The sequence below is a fragment of the Paenibacillus gansuensis genome, assembly GCF_042684925.1.
Taxonomy (GTDB): Bacteria; Bacillota; Bacilli; order Paenibacillales; family DY6; genus Paenibacillus_N; species Paenibacillus_N gansuensis.
This window is the reverse complement of the sequence record NZ_JBHUME010000005.1, coordinates 139,436-158,700: the sequence shown is the minus strand read 5'-3', so window position 1 is coordinate 158,700 and position 19,265 is coordinate 139,436. Positions and strand designations below refer to the sequence as shown.

The 19,265-nt window shown below is 53.0% G+C and carries 17 protein-coding genes and 1 pseudogene; 12 read left to right on the top strand and 6 right to left on the bottom strand.

What is annotated here, in order from left to right:
- Positions 1–251: 251 nt before the first annotated feature.
- A pseudogene (locus ACFSUF_RS04665) lies at positions 252–1,778 on the top strand (catalase); the annotation flags it as partial.
- 74 nt (positions 1,779–1,852) lie between these two features.
- Here the strand turns inward: ACFSUF_RS04665 and ACFSUF_RS04660 are convergent.
- The 4 genes from ACFSUF_RS04660 to ACFSUF_RS04645 all read right to left on the bottom strand — a co-directional run bounded on the left by ACFSUF_RS04660 (position 1,853) and on the right by ACFSUF_RS04645 (position 7,233).
- Positions 1,853–2,749 (bottom strand): stalk domain-containing protein, encoded by an 897-nt coding sequence (locus ACFSUF_RS04660; RefSeq protein WP_377600613.1) that lies wholly within the window; start codon positions 2,747–2,749, stop codon positions 1,853–1,855.
- Between the two features lie 17 nt (positions 2,750–2,766).
- Positions 2,767–5,172, bottom strand: coding sequence for an S-layer homology domain-containing protein (locus tag ACFSUF_RS04655; RefSeq protein ID WP_377601726.1), 2,406 nt, complete (start codon positions 5,170–5,172; stop codon positions 2,767–2,769).
- A gap of 227 nt (positions 5,173–5,399) precedes the next feature.
- Positions 5,400–5,891, bottom strand: a complete 492-nt coding sequence (locus tag ACFSUF_RS04650; RefSeq protein WP_377600612.1) for a hypothetical protein — start codon at positions 5,889–5,891, stop codon at positions 5,400–5,402.
- A gap of 73 nt (positions 5,892–5,964) precedes the next feature.
- Complete coding sequence (locus tag ACFSUF_RS04645; RefSeq protein WP_377600610.1) at positions 5,965–7,233, bottom strand: ATP-binding protein; 1,269 nt, start codon at positions 7,231–7,233, stop codon at positions 5,965–5,967.
- Between the two features lie 119 nt (positions 7,234–7,352).
- Between ACFSUF_RS04645 and ACFSUF_RS04640 the strand changes: the two genes are divergently transcribed.
- Positions 7,353–7,991: an exonuclease domain-containing protein gene (locus ACFSUF_RS04640; RefSeq protein ID WP_377600608.1), complete on the top strand. Its 639-nt coding sequence runs from the start codon at positions 7,353–7,355 to the stop codon at positions 7,989–7,991.
- A gap of 212 nt (positions 7,992–8,203) precedes the next feature.
- Here ACFSUF_RS04640 and ACFSUF_RS04635 read toward each other — a convergent pair whose 3' ends face one another.
- A complete protein-coding gene (locus ACFSUF_RS04635) occupies positions 8,204–8,803 on the bottom strand; it encodes a biotin transporter BioY (RefSeq protein ID WP_377600607.1) in 600 nt (199 codons plus the stop codon).
- Between the two features lie 117 nt (positions 8,804–8,920).
- On the opposite strand from ACFSUF_RS04635, the gene ACFSUF_RS04630 reads away from it, so the two are divergent.
- The 4 genes from ACFSUF_RS04630 (at position 8,921) to ACFSUF_RS04615 (ending at position 13,471) form a co-directional block, all read left to right on the top strand.
- The gene (locus tag ACFSUF_RS04630) at positions 8,921–9,757 is read left to right on the top strand and encodes an energy-coupling factor ABC transporter ATP-binding protein (RefSeq protein WP_377600606.1); all 837 of its coding nucleotides are present in this window, start codon (positions 8,921–8,923) and stop codon (positions 9,755–9,757) included.
- Positions 9,748–11,481, top strand: coding sequence for an ATP-binding cassette domain-containing protein (locus ACFSUF_RS04625; RefSeq protein ID WP_377600604.1), 1,734 nt, complete (start codon positions 9,748–9,750; stop codon positions 11,479–11,481). Before ACFSUF_RS04630 ends, ACFSUF_RS04625 begins: the two co-directional genes overlap by 10 nt.
- Entirely contained in the window at positions 11,478–11,903 is a 426-nt protein-coding gene (locus ACFSUF_RS04620; RefSeq protein ID WP_377600602.1) for a DUF1284 domain-containing protein, read from the top strand. The genes ACFSUF_RS04625 and ACFSUF_RS04620 overlap by 4 nt, the downstream gene beginning before the upstream one ends.
- 257 nt (positions 11,904–12,160) lie before the next feature.
- Positions 12,161–13,471 carry an ABC transporter substrate-binding protein gene (locus ACFSUF_RS04615; RefSeq protein ID WP_377600601.1) on the top strand — a complete coding sequence of 437 codons (1,311 nt, stop codon included), beginning with the start codon at positions 12,161–12,163 and terminating at the stop codon, positions 13,469–13,471.
- Positions 13,472–13,518: 47 nt separating this feature from the next.
- Here the strand turns inward: ACFSUF_RS04615 and ACFSUF_RS04610 are convergent, their stop codons facing one another.
- A complete protein-coding gene (locus ACFSUF_RS04610; protein ID WP_377601724.1) occupies positions 13,519–13,941 on the bottom strand; it encodes an NUDIX hydrolase in 423 nt (140 codons plus the stop codon).
- A gap of 142 nt (positions 13,942–14,083) precedes the next feature.
- Here ACFSUF_RS04610 and ACFSUF_RS04605 point away from each other — a divergent pair, with 142 nt between their 5' ends.
- The 6 genes from ACFSUF_RS04605 to ACFSUF_RS04580 all read left to right on the top strand — a co-directional run bounded on the left by ACFSUF_RS04605 (position 14,084) and on the right by ACFSUF_RS04580 (position 19,182).
- Entirely contained in the window at positions 14,084–15,001 is a 918-nt protein-coding gene (locus ACFSUF_RS04605) for an ATP-dependent DNA ligase (protein WP_377601723.1), read from the top strand.
- A gap of 110 nt (positions 15,002–15,111) precedes the next feature.
- A complete protein-coding gene (gene kduI, locus ACFSUF_RS04600; RefSeq protein WP_377600599.1) occupies positions 15,112–15,945 on the top strand; it encodes a 5-dehydro-4-deoxy-D-glucuronate isomerase in 834 nt (277 codons plus the stop codon).
- Positions 15,942–16,703, top strand: a complete 762-nt coding sequence (locus ACFSUF_RS04595; RefSeq protein ID WP_377600598.1) for a DeoR/GlpR family DNA-binding transcription regulator — start codon at positions 15,942–15,944, stop codon at positions 16,701–16,703. The genes kduI and ACFSUF_RS04595 overlap by 4 nt, the downstream gene beginning before the upstream one ends.
- 58 nt (positions 16,704–16,761) lie before the next feature.
- Positions 16,762–17,508 carry a 2-dehydro-3-deoxy-D-gluconate 5-dehydrogenase KduD gene (gene kduD, locus ACFSUF_RS04590; protein ID WP_377600596.1) on the top strand — a complete coding sequence of 249 codons (747 nt, stop codon included), beginning with the start codon at positions 16,762–16,764 and terminating at the stop codon, positions 17,506–17,508.
- Positions 17,508–18,467: a sugar kinase gene (locus ACFSUF_RS04585; RefSeq protein ID WP_377600595.1), complete on the top strand. Its 960-nt coding sequence runs from the start codon at positions 17,508–17,510 to the stop codon at positions 18,465–18,467. Before kduD ends, ACFSUF_RS04585 begins: the two co-directional genes overlap by 1 nt.
- A 43-nt stretch (positions 18,468–18,510) precedes the next feature.
- Positions 18,511–19,182, top strand: a complete 672-nt coding sequence (locus tag ACFSUF_RS04580; protein ID WP_377600593.1) for a bifunctional 2-keto-4-hydroxyglutarate aldolase/2-keto-3-deoxy-6-phosphogluconate aldolase — start codon at positions 18,511–18,513, stop codon at positions 19,180–19,182.
- Positions 19,183–19,265 lie beyond the last annotated feature (83 nt).

Below are 19,265 nucleotides of genomic sequence, written 5' to 3'. Positions count from 1 at the left end.
TACTATATTATCATAACTTTACAATATCTTAAAAATTAATTATGAACTTTTTTTAAAAACGCGCCGTTTTTTACCCTTTGACTGGATATATTTGTCCGAATATAAGGCTAGTTTAGATCATATGGATTAGTCAACAGTCTATTTGCTCCCCGATGATACAGGTTCAATGGGAGCTGACATGGAAAGGTGGCATGCGGACGATGAGCGAAGAACAGCGCAATACAAAGGAGCAGGGATCCAAAGAAGGCATTCTGACGAACCGTCAAGGTCATCCGATAACGGACAATCAGAACGTGAGAACTGTAGGAAGCCGCGGCCCTACAACACTGGAAAACTACCACTTTATCGAAAAAATCACCCATTTTGACCGCGAGCGGATACCCGAACGGGTCGTCCATGCCCGCGGAGCAGGCGCCCACGGCGTATTTGAGGCGTACGGCAAGGCCGGAGATGAGCCCGTCTCCAAGTACACCCGGGCAAAACTGTTCCAGGAGCCAGGCAAGCAAACTCCTGTGTTTGTCAGATTTTCCACTGTCATCCACGGGAGCCATTCACCTGAGACGCTCCGCGATCCGAGGGGGTTTGCCGTGAAGTTCTATACGGAGGACGGCAATTGGGATCTTGTCGGGAACAATTTGAAAATATTTTTTATCAGGGATCCGCTAAAATTCCCCGACATGGTCCATGCCTTCAAGCCCGATCCGATTACGAATACGCAAAGCATGGAACGGTTCTTCGATTTTGTTTCGCTGACACCGGAAGCAACGCATATGGTCACCTTCCTGTTCTCTCCTTGGGGCATACCCGCCAACTACCGCCAGATGCAAGGTTCAGGCGTCAATACATATAAATGGGTGAATGCAGACGGAACAGGCGTGTTGGTGAAATATCATTGGGAACCTCTGAAACAGGGCATTAAAAACTTGCTGCAAAAAGATGCCCACGCGATCCAGTCCACTGAATTCAACCACGCTACTATCGATCTGTATCAGGCGATTGAAAACGGAGATTACCCGGAATGGGAGCTATGCGTGCAGATCATGAGCGACGACGAGCATCCGGAGCTGGATTTCGACCCGCTTGATCCTACGAAACTGTGGCCGCCTGAGCAATTCCCTTTCCTTCCCGTAGGAAAAATGACGCTGAACCGCAATCCGGAAGACTATTTTACGGAAGTGGAGCAAGCTGCATTTGGTACCGGCGTGCTGGTGGACGGTCTCGATTTCTCGGACGACAAGCTGCTGCAGGGCCGCACCTTTTCTTATTCCGACACCCAGCGGCACCGGGTTGGAGCCAATTATCTGCAGCTACCCATTAACGCTCCCAAAACACAGGTGGCGACCAATCAAAGCGGAGGCCAGATGCAGATCAGGGTAGACCGTGCGCCTGGACAGAACCCGCATGTGAACTATGAGCCTTCTTCCTTGGGCGGCTTGAAAGAAGCTCCCAAACGCGGAGGAGAGCATGAGCCCCATTACGATGCAAAACTGGTACGCGAAAAAATCGGGCGTACTAATGATTTCGGGCAGGCAGGCGATACGTACCGCGCTTTTGAAGACTGGGAACGCGATGAGCTTATCTCGAACCTGGCAGGTGCGCTGAGCACATGCAAAGCGGACATTCAGGAGCGCATGGTCAGCTACTTTACACAGGCCGATGCCGAGTATGGACGGCGGGTGCGCGCAGGCTTGGACCGGACCGGCGCGGAGAACGAGACCGCCAAAGGCGATGCGGTGGACCAGTCCAAAGACAGCGGTCATGAAGCCGATCCGTATTGATGGTGAGTAAGTGAATACGAAATCGAAAAGAAGAATCCCAAATGTCTGCATTTGGGATTCTTCTTTTCTGTTGTTTATAATCCTTGAAGCAATCCTAACCCTGCTTCATATTGTTTCTTTGCCTCCTCAAGCACGGAAGCACTGACTCCTTGGGACTGGAAGCCGGTATACAAGGCGTCAAACCGGATTTTACAGCTGTCCAACGCCGCTTTAGCTTTCGCAATCAGATCCTTCTGCTCCTGCTTGGTCTTTGATGGATCGTATTGTTCATACAGTGCCCGCAAATCCGCTTCGCAGGAAGCCTCCAGAGCTGTAAACGCCTGTACGGCTTCCCTATCCCTATCGTTCCCCGTCATGGAGCCGGTGGAAGGCTCTCCGGCGCTGCCCGGCGCATCATCGTCTGGAGGCTGCGGCTCTCCCTGCTTTCCGTCATCGGGTTTAGCAGCCGGGAGTGTATCACCCAACGTCACTGTCCGGGCGGCTGCGTCCCATTGTACCTGTTGGCCGAAAGCTAAGGCAAACGAGCGGAGAGGGATATAGAATGTCCCTTTGTACAGGACTAATTCCAGCTTAATTGTCACGTTCCTTTCTTCTTCCGTCACAGGTACCGTCCATAATTGGGCCCCTTTCCAAACCAAGGTCCGGGCCTTGCCGGACGGTTGTGGATACGGACTATTCAGACTGCCGGCACCTGCCTTAAGGTTTTCGGACGGAATCTTGCCGGACCTGTGAATCCGCAGCTTCCCCTCCTCCCAAACCGCCGATTTGTGCAGGGCATCGGCCGCTTTTCTCAGAGGCAGATACATTTTCCCTTGAATCGCCGGAGCAGACAGCGCATAAGCTCCCCCGTCTGACGTCCGAAGAACGACAGGCACCAGCGAAAGCGTGATGTCCTTGGAACTAACGGGTACAGCAGCAGCCGTACAGCAAGCGATCAGGAGAAGAGCTGCTGTTTTCCACCATTTCCGCATATCCCTTGCCCTCCGCACTATTCGGCCGCTTTAAGCAGCTTATACAGAATGACGGCCGCCTCTGCTTTCGTCAGCTTGCCATCAGGTATAAACTGCCTGTTGTAACCGACAAAGATGCCCTCTGACACCGTGAGTGCCGCCGCATCTTTCAAGCTGGCGTGCAATTTGTCCGCATCCTTAAATTCGGAGAGGACAGGCGCGGTTTCAGGCTGTACGACAAACGGATTCAATAAGGACAGTGCGCGGGCCGTGATTGCAGCCGCTTCAGCTCTCGTAATCGGGGCTTGAGGCTTGAATTTGCCTCCCGGCAGACCTTGGATCAGGCCCAGCTTTTCCGCCGCGGCAAGATACGGCTCAAACCGGTCCGCTTTGCTCAAATCTTTAAAAGCAGAACCGGCATTCCTGTTTTCCAATCCGAACGCCTGAATGATCAGACTGACAAATTCGCCTCTTGTCAACTGCGAACGCGGTCCATATTCCTCGCCGCTTCCTTCCAATACGCCCTGTGCTGCAAGGACGCTGATCTGGTGTCCTGCCCAAAGCTCCACTTCTTTCACGTCGCTGAAGGAAACCGGGTTTTCAATAATCACATACTCCGAGAAAGACGACAACGGCTTTTCCAGAGTTTGCTCCGTTACTTTACCGCCTTTAAGCTGCAGTTTTCCGCCGGCTATTTTAGCCAGAGTCACATACTCCTTGTTCTTCACGCCCGACACCGGCAATATGACCGTAACAGGCTCATTGAACTGCTCTGCCGGTTTGCCGTTGACCGTTAATGTAAAGTCATAAGTGTCCGACAGCGTCGCCTTAGAGGCGACTACAGAGGCTTTACGGCTGACTGTAAGAACCGCATCCCCGTCAAACAGCGTGACCGGGAAACTGATGCTCGCTCCGTTCACAAGCAATGTGATCTCGCTGATCCCGCTGCCGGCAGCCTCTTTCCATACCTCTTTCGGGATCGTAATCGTGAAAGAGGAAGAAGCGTCTTTTCCGAAATCGGCATACAGCGGGAATTTGATCTTAGGCAGACCTTTCAAAGTGCTCAATTGGGCTTTTACTCCGGACAGAACCGTCTCAGCTTCGTCAAGCTTCCCCGTCACACTGATGCCGGATAAGGTGCCTTGTGCCTTTCCGTTAGAACCTGTAACCGGAAGGGACACCAGAATCAGCTTCAGCAGCAGTTCCTGCAGCGCCTTGTTATAGGCTTTAAACAGTGCTGCCCGCTCCTTCGGGGAAGCATCTTTCCATTCAGTGAGGAGTTTGGCCGTTAACGCATTAATTTGGGCAATAATTTCACTCGCCCCCGGATTTCCAGGATTCCCGGGATTCCCCGGTCCTCCGCCGCTGCCTTCATTGGTTAGGGTGAACGTTTTTTCTCCCAGAGGCCGGCCTAATACAGTCGCCACCGCAGTTACGCTGCCCGAAGCCTCTTTATTATCTATCGTGATGATGCCTTGCTTACTAATTTGGGCTGTAGCCGTTGTGCCTGGTTTAACGGACCAGTCGACCAATGGCGGCGGCACTTCTCTGCCAAACAGCTTCAGCGCAGCCTCAACCCGGGTACCGTGGTTGCTGGTTTTGGCAGCATAGGTTTCACTCTCGGACCGCAGAAACGCGAACGTGAGCGCTTTGGCTGCATCTTTTCCTTTGGGTACCTTTCCCTGCAGATTTGTCAGAGTCTGATTAAGGGCGGGAATCGTATTGGGGGAGTAGCTGTTGTAATAATTCAGAATCTTTCCAATGACATTCTCATTGGCGTTCGGCTCATCCAGCACATCTTTCATCACTGCCGCGGCAAAGGCTTCTTTAGCAGGAAGACTGTTAAGAATGTCGTAAATTTGGGGAAGGGTCAGCTTAGCCGTATGCTCCTTGGCTTTAACTTCAAGGCCTTTGTAGGTGGAACTGCCAAAAATAAATTCCCTGAAATCCGCGACACGCAAATTTTGATTGACCCCGGCTTTGGCGGCAAACTTCCGTGCTGTGTCGTTAAACTGATTTTGCTGCGCGATCTCTTCCAGCTCGCTGCCATCCCCGACATAGGTAATCGCCAGACTTTGGATAAAGCCCAAGATGTCTTCCCGTACACCGTCCTGCTCCTCCGCCGTAAAAGCTGATTTCACTTCGTTCCATACCGGATCGATCAAGGCAAGATCCTCAGGTTTTGATGGATCCAGCAGCTTCAGCTGATCCCGTGCGGCCCGGACATCCGCCCGGTCCTGAGGCACTTGCTCAGAGATGGCGATCAGCGCAATGTGGATTTTCTGCATACGCTCCACAACATAAGGATCGCTAAACTCTGCAGCCCAGGCAGTGGAGGCAGCGCCCAGCTTTTGTGCCAACCCTTTGGAGGACAAGGGAATTCCCTGAAAGGTACCAGCCGTGACACTAAGGGCCAGCAAGGACAGAGTCATCTTTCTTTTCATGTTCAAACTTCATCACTCCATTCGTCATTTACTACTTAGATACAATATGTATCTATCATCCGAGGGATATCCTGCTGGCATGTAAGGAATCGTCATCTTCGTCTACACCAAAATATGTATCAGAACGCCAATTCATGATACATTTCGTATCTTAACTAGGAACAATCAAAAAAGGCCCCGGCTTCTCAGCCAGAGCCCTGCTAAATATAGAAATGTAACCTCATCCTTCACACATAATGCACTTCCACATAAGAGCCGAGCGGAATGATCTCGTATAAGTATTTGCGGACCAGCTCCTTTTCGATAGCCGTAATCGGATCCTCGGACTTGATTTCGAAATGGATGGTCCCTGTTTTTACGTCGTAAAATTGGAAGGACGCGTCCGCATTCGTGAACAGGGAATTGATGACCCGCAAAATTTTGTATTGATCCAGGTCCCGCTGCATAGCCGCTTCCACGATCCGGTCCGGCAAATCCTCAATCATAGGCACACGGTCTGCCCGCAATGCAGGGTAGGCTTTCACATGAAAACAGACATGCTGCAGCAAATATAACGAAGCAAAGTGCTCCAGGTCCGCCGTCTCTTCCTCGCTCAGCTTCAAATCCTCGTTCCAGGCATAGATCATCGCGGTATGTTTACCGCTCGTATGAACGCGCACGTATTTCACATGCGGGCAATGCTTCTTTATCAAATACTCGGAATATAAGCGGGTTCCCATGATATTCCCTCCCAAAATGGAATAGCGCATCCATGTTAACGCTTACAATTATATGCGGAACCATTCTCTCCGGTCACCCGGATCTTACCCTATTTATATGCGGCAGCAGGATGACGTATTCGGTTCCTTTCCCCGGTTCGCTGTTCACGCTGATTTTCCCCATCATGCTTTGGATAATGGTATAGGATACCATTGTGCCGAGTCCGGTTCCTTTCTCTTTCGTGGAGAAATACGGCGTTCCCAGGCGGCTAATCTGCTCCTTGTTCATGCCGTTGCCGTTATCGCGGATGCGCAGCATAACCTGGCCCTGCTGTTTTCCGGCCGTAATCTCCAAATTTCCGCCAAGCGACTCCATCGCCTCGATGCCATTTTTGGCTATATTAATAATGCTTTGGCGAAACTTGGAGCGGTCTCCCATGACGGCCAGTTCCGGGGCGCAGGTCGTAGAAATTTCAACGCCTTCCAAATTCGCATAGGATGTCAGCACCTTGGCAACATAGGCAACCTCATCCGCTATATCGAGCTCCTCCAGCACTTCCGGCTGAGGCTTGGCCAACGTTAAATAGTCGTTAATAATCTGCTGCGCCCTGTCAAGTTCATCCAGACAGATCATGCCGTAGTTCCGCCTTTTGTCCTCGGCCAATTCGTTCCTGGACAGCAGCTGAATAAAGCCCCTCACCGCCGTAAGCGGGTTGCGGATTTCGTGGGCTACCGAGGCGGAAATGACACTGACGACCCGCATCCGCTCATTGTCCATCAACTCCCTGCGGAGGTCCGCGTTCCGGTGAATCGCCTCCACAATATAAACGGCTAAACCGGTAAACAATGATTGGATGGCAAAAATAAGCAGACCCAGCTTCATCTGGTATCCGGGGTCCAGCAATAAATTCACGGTAAGGGCAGCTGATTTGCACAGAAAAGACAATCCTGCAGCGACCAGTATTTTGACCGGTAGACTGGAGGAACGGTACGCCGGCTTGCACAGCAGTATGAACAAGAAAGTTGATGATACGGAGATCAGGTTTAAATAGGCACCGGCGCCTCCGATCCAAAAGCGGTACCCGACCAGCACTGCATACAGGGCCGCAAAAACAGGCACTCTGCAGTAAAAGCCCGCAAGCAGAAACGGGACTAAACGGAAATCAAAAATAAGCCCCTCATGGACGGTAACCGGAAATTTCATACAAACAACCGAAGCCAGCCCGAACAATAGAAACGACAGCACATCCCGCAGCGCGGTTTGGAGTACATGATCTTTTGTTAGGATAAAATGGTAGAAGACCAGCGGAACCAACACGAAGAAAAAATTCAATAAAAGAGGTTCCTCATCGAAAGTAAACATAGATCACCAGCTCCGAACAGAGTATGATTAATTCAGTATGACGCATGTGCATTTTCTAAATCAACAGTTTCCTATACGAAACTAAGATGGACATCAAGCGTCCGGAAGGAAGGATCAGGTTGCAGGCTGTTGTGTATGATTTAGAATTGGTCAAAAGATTTCGTAAAGGCCAGCTAAGTGAAATCGTGGAAATCGGGGCGTGTAAGGTCGACTTGGCCACCAAAACCATTACGGACGATTTTCAAGTGTATATCCTGCCGAAGAGCGGGCATGTGTCAAAAAGTACGCGCAAGTTCATCAAAATGACGGAGGCCGACGTGCAGAGCGCAGTTCCCTTCGAGGAAGGAGTTAAGCGCTTTGCCTCCTGGCTCGGAACAGACTATTATTTATGCTCCTGGGGCCGCGATGACCGGCTGCATATGGTGAACCAATGTGTCCGCACGAAAATCCCTCTGGACTGGTTCGTAAATTACAACGATGTGCAGCAGCAGATCAGCCGGCTCATGAATGATAAGCTGAAACAGCAGCTTGGCCTGAAGGATGCACTGGACATTGCCGGCATCGTGCCCACGGGCCAAGCCCACCGAGGCATTGACGATGCAATAAACACAGCTGAGCTGCTTATCCGTTTCAGCGACAAACTTACGCTCCAGAAAAATGAAATCACCAAGAAAGAAATCGAAGCCGAATATTTGAAATACAAGAGATCAAGAATGCTTCATAAGCGTGCTCAAGCCGGGGCCTCCCCTGCTCCCTGAAATGGCGTTGCTGCGAAGAGAATGTGGCAGCATTTGCGGCGCAGTACTCTAACATCGGTTGATTTCGATAGCAGGCAGCCATTTTCCTTTTTCGGTTACATGGAATCTTGATTTGGAATCTTGCTTTCCAATCAGTTATTAACGCCAAGTAGAAACAAGACCCCGGCTCTAGGCCAGGGTCTTGTTCCCGTTCTGCGGGAGATTGCTATGCTTTACTTGGAAACAGTCTGCTGCCGCACTGCATAATGCCCATGGCCGGTTAACCGTTCCAGCGGGAATACCTGGCGGACAGCTGCGGTAATCACCGTGGCCGCTATGGCTTTCAGAGCGTCGCCGATGATGAAAGGGTAAAACCCGCCGGCAAGCGCCTTTGAGAAGCTCAAGTCTGCGGCATAGGCAAGCCAAGGCACACCGGTAACAAAGATCAAGAGGGAACCAAACGCCATAGTGAGCAAGATCGTCAGGAACGCTGCCGTGTTGTTGCTCCGCAATTTGCTGACGACAAAACCTATCAGCATTGCCGCGAAAGGCCACATGATGACATAGCCGCCCGTGGGTCCTAACAGAGTGGATAAGCCCCCTTTTCCTTGCAGCAAAGGCATGCCTAAAGCAGTAAGCACGATGATCAGCATCATGCTGAAAAAACCGTACCTCGCCCCGAGCAGCCCTCCCGCCAGCAGTACAGCCAGCGTCTGCAGCGTAACCGGAACCGGACTAAACGCCAGAGGAATGCTGACATAACCGAAAACAACCACAAGGGCGGCGAATAATGCGCTGAAGGCCACTCCTCTTAAAGATAGTGCTTGTGCCAATTGTCATTCTCCCTTTCCCATGATAAAGTTATATGTAATTTCGATTGTTAACCAAGTATCAACAATTCAGGTTAACAATTCGCATTATAGCACGCAAAAAAAGGAAATGGTAGACTCATGTCACGTATTTTTTCGCCGGTACTTCAATTGGAGGATGTCACGGTCGACTACATAGGCAATGCTACCGGACACCCCGCATTGGACCGGATCTCACTGGTTGTGGAGCAAGGGACCTGGGTTGCCGTTGCAGGAGATAACGGGAGCGGAAAGAGTACGCTTGCGAAAGCGGCTGCCGGGCTAAGCCCGCTAACGGATGGCAAAGTGATCACTGCAGACGGAATCAGGGTTCATATGGTAATGCAGCATCCGGAGATTCAGATTTTAGGGGAAACCGTTTATGAGGAAATATGGCTCAGTCTTCCGGAGGATTCGCCTGCAGCTGTCACAGAACGCGAAGCGCAGATGAAGCGTTATCTGCGGGAGTCCGGCTTGCAGCATGTGCCGCTACATACCCCTGTGCGCCTCTTGTCCGGCGGACAGAAGCAGCTGCTGAACATTGCCTGCTGCCTTGCGGCGGGTGCCGACGTACTGCTGTTCGACGAATCTTTGTCGATGCTGGACCCGTCCTCCCGAAGCTTGGTGCTTGAGGCCGCATCCCGGCTTCATGCCAAAGGGACGACGATTCTCTGGATCAGCCACAGGATGGAAGAACTGGTATATGCCGACCGCATCCTGCTGCTGGAAGAGGGGCGGTTGGCGTATGACGGGACGCCGGTTGATTTTTTTTACGGTAACGCTGTTACCGGCCAGCTCTCCCCTTGCGAATCGTTCGGCCTGGAGCCGCCGCTTACGGTACAGACCGTAAAAGAACTGCACAAGTACGGGGTCGACTGGCCGGAACGCCCTCTGACTCCGGACCAACTAGCTAAGGCTGTGAACCTGTTATGCCGATAACTATCAGAAATCTCACCGTATATGGAGAGGACGCTAAGGCGGAACCGGTCCTAAAGGACATCAGCTGCTCTCTGCCTAAGGAGAGCCTTACCCTGATCATAGGTAAATCCGGCTCCGGGAAATCAACGCTGCTGCGGACGCTGGGCGGACTTGTGCCTCCGGGGAGCGGTGAGCTACTGTATGACGGAGAGCCCCTTTGGCGCAAAAATCGTGTCAGCCGCCCCCTGCTGCTGCAGAGCGCGGTTGCGTTTCAATTCCCGGAACACCAGCTGTTCGCCCCCACGCTCCAACGGGAATTCGATTATTCGCTGAAGCCTTACCGGCTGCCTAAACCCGAAAGGCTCCGGCGCACGGACGCCGCCATGCACAGCCAGCGGCTGCCGGTGTCCCTGCTGGACGCCTCGCCGTTCACGCTGAGCGGCGGACAGAAGCGCCGGGCCGCTCTGGCCGCTTTAATGGCGGCTGAGGCGCCCTGGCTTTTGCTCGACGAGCCGTCCGCCGGGCTCGACGCCAAAAGCCTCACCCGGCTCCGCGAGGAGCTCAGCCGGTGGAAGGAAAAGCGCAGCATCGTGCTGGTTACGCACGATATCGATGCCTTCCTGCCGCTCGCGGACAGGGTGCTCGTTCTGGCGAAAGGCGAACTGGCCGCGGACCTCGCGCCGGAGCAGCTTTACCAGCACCCGCATCTCCTGGTCGATGCGGGGGTGGGCCTCACGCCGGCGATGGAACTCGCCGGGGCGCTCCGCCAGGCCGGCTGCGCCTTGCCCGAAGGCATCCCGGCACCCGCCGGGATGGCAGCGGCCTTGGCGCGGCGGCTACAGGCCGGCGCAGGGTCCCGGCATAGCCCAGACCCTGCACCCGGCCCCGGCCCTGCCGTTCAGCCACCGGCCTCACGGCAGGAACAGCCTGCTCCCCCGCTGCATACCGGCAGCGGGATCGGCATGCTGTACCAGCTGGACGCCAAGCTGAAATGGCTGGTATACATGCTCATTTCCCTGGGAGTCCTGCTGCAAAGCAGCTGGACCGGCCTGGCTGCGTCCATGCTGATCGTCCCGGTTCTGCTTCTGATGCTTCAACCCGCGGACCGGCGGAAGCTTGCGCAGCTTAGCAGGCCGTTCCTTTACTTTATGGCACTGGCGGTCTTCATTTCGGGCATCGGCTTTGCAACCGAAGCTTCTGTGCCTAGGCTGCATCGGGTCGAATTTGACGGTTCCAGGGCGCTAGGAACGCTGCGGCGGCTTTCCGTACTTTTTGAAATTACATTGCTGGGGCTGGCCTTTACACTGACCACAAGCACCTCCGCCATGAAGCAAGGCCTGGAAGCTGCTCTGAGGCCGCTGAAGAATTTGGGGGCGCCGGTACAAATGCTCTCTTTAGCCGCATCCTTGACCCTTCGATTCATCCCTTTGATTGTGGAGGAAACAGACCGGTTCGCCACTATTGCCAAGGCGCGGGGAAAACGCAGCTTCCGCAAAAACCAGATGCCCGTACGCGACTTGCCTGTTTTCGCCATCCCGCTGCTGCTATCGTTATTTCAATCGGTGGAGGAACTTATTCTCGCAATGGAAATGAAAGGCTTCGGCAGCCGTCAGAGAGAGCAGCTTCCGGTCCTGCAGACGGACAAGAGAATAGGAGGCCGTGCGCTTCGGTTCGGTATCGTTATTTTCCTGCTGCTGGCCGGAATCCGGTGCTGGGAGCAATGGAGAGGAGTGTCGGGTATATGAAGATTCACCTTCGAGGCCATCATTTATTATGTTTATTAGGATTCCGCGGCATGGGATATTCACCCGGGTTCGCGGCCAATATGCGGAACGTGTACGAACAATTGCGCGAGTCTCCGGAAACAGAGGTTACGCTGGTCAAGGGTGCGGATGACCTGTGCAGCTGCTTTCCGGCTGATCAGCCCAATCACTGCGACACCCCGGGAGTGCATGCCAAAGACGATGCCATACTGGACAGGCTCGGGCTGACCCGCGGGGAGACTCTTTCCTGGAACAGCATCGTTCAGAAAATTAGAGTATCGTATGTTCCGGAAGATATTCCGGTACTATGCCATTCTTGTCCTTGGCAGCCTTATGGGGTGTGCGAACGCGGACTCAGCCTGATTGTATCGGGTCAAGACCTGCCTCCCCTTCCTGCGACATAGATTAACATGGAAACCGCCGAAGGGCGGTTTTTTTGGCAATATCAGAGAGTATAAGTTTCACATTATACTCAGTTCTGATATTTCTCCGGAATGAAACGATCTTTTCGCCTAAAAGGACGGTGTAAGGCGTTTCACCCTGCATAGGCCGATGGTTTCCCTCCTTCATCTAAGGGGTATGTATGGATTACGGGTCATTGGTCACTATATAACAGATACCGATATCCACATTATGGAAAGCGATGAAAGGAAGGGTTTCTATGTCAAAATGGAAGCTGATCGGCCTGTCCCTGATTTTGTCTCTAAGCGTCTTGTCCGGATGCGGGAACAATGGGAACAACGGCGGTAACAATCAAGCCGGGGAAGGCGGTTCCTCCGGAGGCAATGGCGGAGGCAAAACAAAAACAATCAAGCTGTTCAACTTTAAAGTGGAAATCGCCGAGGCGCTGGATCGGATGAAAGCCGATTACGAGAAGGAGCATCCGGGCATTAAGCTCCAGATCGAATCCATGGGCGGAGGCCAGGATTACGGCGCCGGTTTGAAAGCGAAAGTCGCATCCGGAGACATTCCCGATATTTTCTTTAACGGAGGGTTCTCAGAACGCGATACGTGGCTGGAATATCTGGAGGATCTGTCTGATCAGCCATGGGTGAACGATGTGCTGGATGTAGCTAAGGAGCCGATGACGAAAGACGGTAAGCTGTACGGCCTGCCAATGAACCTCGAAGGTTACGGATTTGTTTATAATAAAGATCTGTTTAATGAAGCCGGCATTACGGAGCCTCCCCATACGCTGACCGAGTTGAAAGCGGCCGCCGAGAAGCTGAAAGCCAAAGGAATTACGCCGTTCGCAAACGGTTACCAGGAATGGTGGGTGCTGGGCAACCACAATGTGAACGTACCTTTCGCACACCAGCCGGATCCGGATCAGTTTATCGGACAATTGAACTCCGGCCAAGCGAAAATCAAAGGGAACGAAAAGTTCAATCAATGGCTGGATTTGCTTGACGTCACACTGAAATACAGCAACAAAAATCCGTTGACCACGGACTATAATTCTCAAGTGACCATGTTCGCCAGCGGACAAGCCGCCATGATGCAGCAAGGGAATTGGACCCAGGTCCAAATTGACCAGATCAATCCGGAATTAAACCTTGGCGTACTGCCGATGCCGATTAACGATGATCCGGCCGAAAACGACAAGCTGCTGGTTGGCGTTCCGAACAACTGGGTCGTTCACAAAAACTCCAAGGTGAAGCAGGAAGCGAAAGATTTCCTGAATTGGCTGGTAACCAGCGAGTCCGGAAAACGCTATATCGTAGAAGAGTTCAAGTTCATTCCGGCACTGAAATCGATTGAGGTCAAAAATCCTGATGTCCTTGGCGACCTCGCCACAAATATCAGCCAGTACAGCTCCGAGGGCAAAACGCTCAGCTGGAACTGGTTCAAGTTTCCGGAAGGCGCTCCTAACGAGTTCGCCGCCAACATACAGGCCTATATTTCCGGAAAGCGCACAAGGGATCAGCTCTTGGATGACTTAAATAAAACGTGGAACAATCTAAAAAAATAATCCCTGCCCATGCCAAAGCCGCAGCCCTGTCCGGGTTTGCGGCTTTTTCAAAGCACATCCATCTCCTTGGGGTACAATGACCGGAGAAGCTTGGCCATACTTTTCGCCATATCCTTTTCAAGCTGCTCAAACAGTACATATTTGTAACCGTCCGCTTCCGGTATCTTTTTGCCTGAACGCGGATGGATAAAATACGAGGTACAACGCAGCTGCTTTACATCCGGCAGCTGGTCAGCAGTCCAGCGGAACAGATGGAGGTCCTTATTCCGCAGGTAAGGAAATACGCCCAAATCCTCCAAGAGCGCGGCGTCCAGCTCGATCCCCGTTTCCTCCCTTGTTTCGCGGATCCCCGCTTCGACGGGCGTCTCCCCTTCTTCTTTCAGCCCTTTAGGCAGATCATAGAATGAATTGCCTGTGGAATGGCAGGCAAGAAACTGCCTCCCGTCCGTGATTAGAACTCCTACCGACATTTGCTTCAAAAGTGCTGCTCCTTCCGGATTGCATGAAACTTCCTTACTTGCGTTATTATTCTACTTCGCATTGTTCAAACTATGTGTAACCACTAGGAGGTCGAATGATATTTTGCAGCTGATAACGCCTTTTGAACCGGTCATGGGAACTTCCGTCCCCGAAGGAGATCATTGGAGATACGAAATCAAATGGGACGGCACCCGGATGGTCACTTATTATGATCAGGGAACCGTTACCGTATATAACCGCAAACAGCGAGAGCGTACGCACCACTATCCTGAACTTCAGGATATACATTCCTATTGCATGGCCGAATCGGTCATTCTGGACGGGGAAATGATTGCCCTGGGCCGCGACGGAAAGCCCTCGTTTCATGAAGTGATGCGCAGGGATCTGCTTACACGCATGGAACGGATCAAAGAAGTTCAGCCGGCGGTTCCGGTGACCTACATGATATTTGATGTACTATATCATAACGGAACCTGGGTTCACACTTGGCCGCTGGCAGAACGGCTGCAGCTGCTGGAAAAGATCATTACCCCGCTTCCTCACATCCAGCTTGCCGCGGCGCATCCCGACGGAAACAAGCTGTTTCAGGTCATGCAGCAGCAGAACATGGAAGGCATCGTATGTAAAGACTTGCGAAGCGCCTACGCCTTCGGAAGGAAAGACGACCGTTGGATGAAAGTGAAAAATTACGGGGATACCGTTGCGGCCATCGGCGGATTTACGCTGGGAGGCGGTTTTGTCAATGCAGTGCTGCTGGGCCAGTTCGATCATGAAGGGAAATTCTGGTATATCGGTCATACGGGAACAGGCAAACTTTCCAAAGCCGACTGGCGTCAGCTTACGGATTTGTTAGCCCCTTCGGTTGTAAAGGAACGCCCTTTTACAAATCGGCCGGAACGGCACAAGGATGCTTATTGGGTGCGTCCCGGCGTCACCGTGAAAGTCCAGTTCAGTGAATGGCGCTGGCAGGAAGGCCGCTCGATGCGCCAACCCTCTATCCAGTCTTTCGTCCAAACGAAAGCGGAGGATTGCAAGCTGCCTTGGCTCTGATCGGTGCGCATTTTTTTCATGCTAATTAATCCTTGCGAAATGAACATATGTGGTTTAATATGAACCTAAATGAACATTTATTAACACATATGAACATTAGGAGGCAGAGTATGCAAAATCGTTATGCGTCCCACCCCAAGGAAGTGAAAGCGTTTGATACCGCGCGGCTGCGGGAAGAATTTCTGCTGGAAACTTTATTTGCCGAAGACGAGTTAACCTTGTATTACACGCATGTAGACCGCTTTATCATTGGCGGGGCACTGCCTGTTAAGGGAAATGTAAAACTGGCAGCGGATGCTGCCTCCATTGGGGCCGCCACCTTCCTTGAGCGCAGGGAAATCGGCATCATTAACGTTGGCGGCCAAGGTACGGTTACTGTCGACGGCGAAGCCTATCCGATGGACACGAAGGACTGCCTGTATATCGGACGGGGAGCACGCGATGTTCTGTTCAGCAGCAGCGACTCCTCCGAACCGGCTAAGTTTTACTTCAATTCCACTCCTGCACACACCTCTTACCCTACCGTCAAAGCTGCCATCAGCGAAGCGGCGCCGAACCATTTGGGCAGCCCTGCTACATCCAATGAGCGGACAATCTATAAATATATTCACACGGGCGGCATTCAAAGCTGCCAGCTTGTCATGGGCATGACCCTGCTGAAGACAGGCAGCATTTGGAATACGATGCCCTGCCATACGCACAACCGTCGCTCGGAGGTTTATTTCTATTTTGATATGACGGCGGACAGCACAGTGTTCCACTTCATGGGCGAGCCGCAGGAAACCAGGCACCTGGTAGTACGCAACGAACAAGGCGTCATCTCTCCAAGCTGGTCCATCCACAGCGGGGCGGGAACAGGCAGCTACACGTTTATCTGGGGCATGGCGGGAGAGAACCAGACGTTTGAAGATATGGATCCCGTGGCGATGAGCGAACTGAAATGAATTCTGTGCGAAGATATGAAGCCATCATGGAGCAGCTCCTCAGCAAGCGGGAAGTTACGGTAGCCGAGTTGAGCGAACAGCTGCAAGTGACGGGCAAGACGATCCGCGAGGATCTGGCCAAGCTGGAGGAGAAAGGATTGCTCCACCGGGTGCATGGCGGCGCCCTTCTCGCCCATTCGGACCAGTTGGGCCTGCTTACGCCCAAGGGGCCTGTGACGCCGCATGCTGCCGAGAAGAGCGCCATAGCAGCCATGGCTGTCAGCATGATTGAACCTTACGAAGTTATCGCTCTGGACGTTGGCAGCACGACACTAGAGATTGCGAGGCAGTTGGAAAACCGTCCTCAAACCGTTGTGACGAACGACATTCATATCATTTCGGAGCTGGCTTCCAAAGAGCAAATCCGGCTGGTCGTTCCCGGCGGCTACCGCGTACGAAATATGCTGGCGGGTCCGGAGTCAGTGGAATTTGTCCGAAAGCTAAACATACACAAGGCGTTTCTGTCCGCAACTGGTATTCATACCGATTACGGATTTACGATTTACACGGGGGAACTGATGGAAATGAAACGGGCGCTGTTGGAAGCTTCACGCACGTCCTATGTAGCAGCGGCCCACCACAAGTTCGGGCAGAGCGCTTTATTGACGTACGCCCAATTTCCGGAGATCGAAGCTGTGCTGACCGATTCGGGAATCGCTTCGGAGACGGAAGCCGCCTATCGGTCATCGGGCCTCAACATCCAAGTCGCACCCAAATAAACGCGCTTTAATACTGCATAATCTATTCCAATCTTGTCTAGGTGAGGAGGAATTTCGGATGTTTCAATTAAACGGCAAAACGGCGTTAGTTACCGGAACCTCAGGCGGACTGGGCCGGGCAATGGCGGAAGGCCTTGCTGCCGCGGGCGCTTCCATCATCGGAATCTCGTCGTCCGGCAGCGCCAGCATGGTGGAGAGTATCCGCAGCCAAGGCGGGCAGGCGGAGCAAATCTCTGCTGATTTAAGCCGGGTCAATGATTTGGACTCCCTGTTCAATAAGGCGGTCCATGTGTACGGCCGCATTGATATTCTGGTAAACAATGCCGGCATCATTCGCAGAACGCCTGCAGCCGACCATGCCATGGAGGACTGGAACGACGTCATTCAACTGAATTTAAACGCCGTCTTCCGGCTGTGCCAGCTGGCCGGACGGCATATGATCGAGCGCGGAAGCGGCAAGATCATTAATATTGCTTCCATGCTTTCATTCCAGGGCGGCATCAACGTCCCGGGCTATACAGCGAGTAAACACGGAGTTACCGGTTTAACGAAAGCGTTCGCCAATGAGTGGGCCGGATCCGGCATTCAAGTAAACGCCATAGCGCCTGGTTATATGGAAACAAATAATACCGCCCCGATCTTAGCGGATCAGAAACGTTATCAATCGATTACGGAACGGATTCCTGCGGGACGCTGGGGGAAGCCGGAAGATTTGCAGGGACCTGTCGTCTTCCTCGCTTCCTCCGCTTCGGACTATGTGAATGGCCACGTATTAAGCGTGGACGGAGGGTGGTTGGCCAGATAATGTTGAGAACGAAGAAATGGGACGTAATTACTTTTGGCGAAACAATGGGCTTGCTTTATCCGGAAGATAGCGGCGGCTTGCAGCAGCGGGCCCGCCTCACGCAAACTTTCGGGGGAGCCGAGAGCAATGTAGCCATCGCATTGGCTAGAATGGGCTGTTCAGCCGGCTGGTTCAGCCGGGTCGGCGAGGACCCCATTGGAACAAGTATCGTCAAGACGGTCCGCGGAGAAGGAGTGGACGTGAGCCGGGTAATCTCGACGTCGGAAGCGTCTACCGGACTTATGCTCCGCGAAAATGTCAGGGGCAGATTATCCGTCTTTTATTACCGCCGGGGTTCAGCCGCCAGTCTCCTCTCCCCTGCCCATGTAGACAAACAGTATATCGCGGACGCACGCCTGCTGCACGTTACCGGCATAACTCCTGCGCTGAGCGGTTCCTGCGCAGATGCAGTGGAAGCAGCAATGACCGCGGCGGTTGAGGCCGGTACCCGGATTTCTTTCGATCCCAACATCCGGCTCAAGCTCTGGAGTGCGGATGAAGCCCGTCCCGTGCTGCTGAAGCTGGCGGGCATGGCGGATTATTTTCTGCCAGGATATGACGAGTTGAAATTGCTTTACCAGACCGAAGATGAGGCCGAACTGCTCCGGCAGCTCCGCGCTTTGCCAGGCATTACCGTAGTGAAGAGCTGGGACGGCCACAACGTCCTGGTTACACCTGAGGACATCGTGCGGATCCCGTTTGAACGCGTCGAGCATATGATCGATCCGATTGGAGCGGGGGATGCGTTTACGGGCGGTTTTTTGGCCGGTTTGTCCAAAGGATATAATTTGCAGGAAGCCGTCCGGATCGGAGGAATTGCCGGTGCCCTTACTGTACAGCAGCAAGGAGACTGGGAAGCACTCCCGACGTGGGACGAAGTGGACCGTTATCTGACCGGGCGGGGCCATATCGAACGGTAGCCGGGTGCATCCGGATATATTGTTAAGGAGGAATGGTGGAATTATGAAAAAAATACAGCTGCTGCAGCAAATCCGTGATGCGGGGGTTGTTGCCGTACTGCGCGGTTCTTCAGCGGAGCAAGTGGCCCTTATGGCGGAAAAAGCAATCGAGGGCGGCATCCGGATTATCGAAATCACGATGACGGTTCCTCAGGCTTGCGAGGCTATCACTGAATTGACCAAAACTTATCAAAGCGAAGATCCCTCCGGGGAGAAGTATGCCGTCATCGGCTCGGGTACGGTGCTGGATGCTGAAACCGCCCGCGCTACTCTTCTTGCGGGTGCGGAATTCGTAGTCTCTCCAAGCCTGGATGAGGCCACTGTGCGCTTATGCAACCGCTATGGCGTGCCCGTCCTGCCGGGAGCGATGACTGTCAAGGAAATTACGTCCGCCATGGAATTAGGCGTCGATGTTGTGAAATTATTCCCAGGCAATCTGTACTCTCCCTCGATCATCCCTACCCTCCGCGGTCCTTTGCCGCAGGCAAACCTGATGCCAACAGGCGGCGTGAACCTGGAAAACCTGCAGGACTGGGTGGCAGCAGGAGCCTTTGCTGTCGGTATCGGCTCGGATCTGACGAAAGAGGCGCTGGCGTCAGGCGATTTTTCTTTGATCACACAGAAAGCCGAAGCCTATATGGCTGCATTCCGAAAAGCAGCAGCAGGACGTTACTAACGGATTTCGCCGTCCTCTGCAGGCGGGAAGTTCGTTTCACTTTCATAAAAAAAGCCTCTCCATCCGCTGACGCGGGCTGGAGA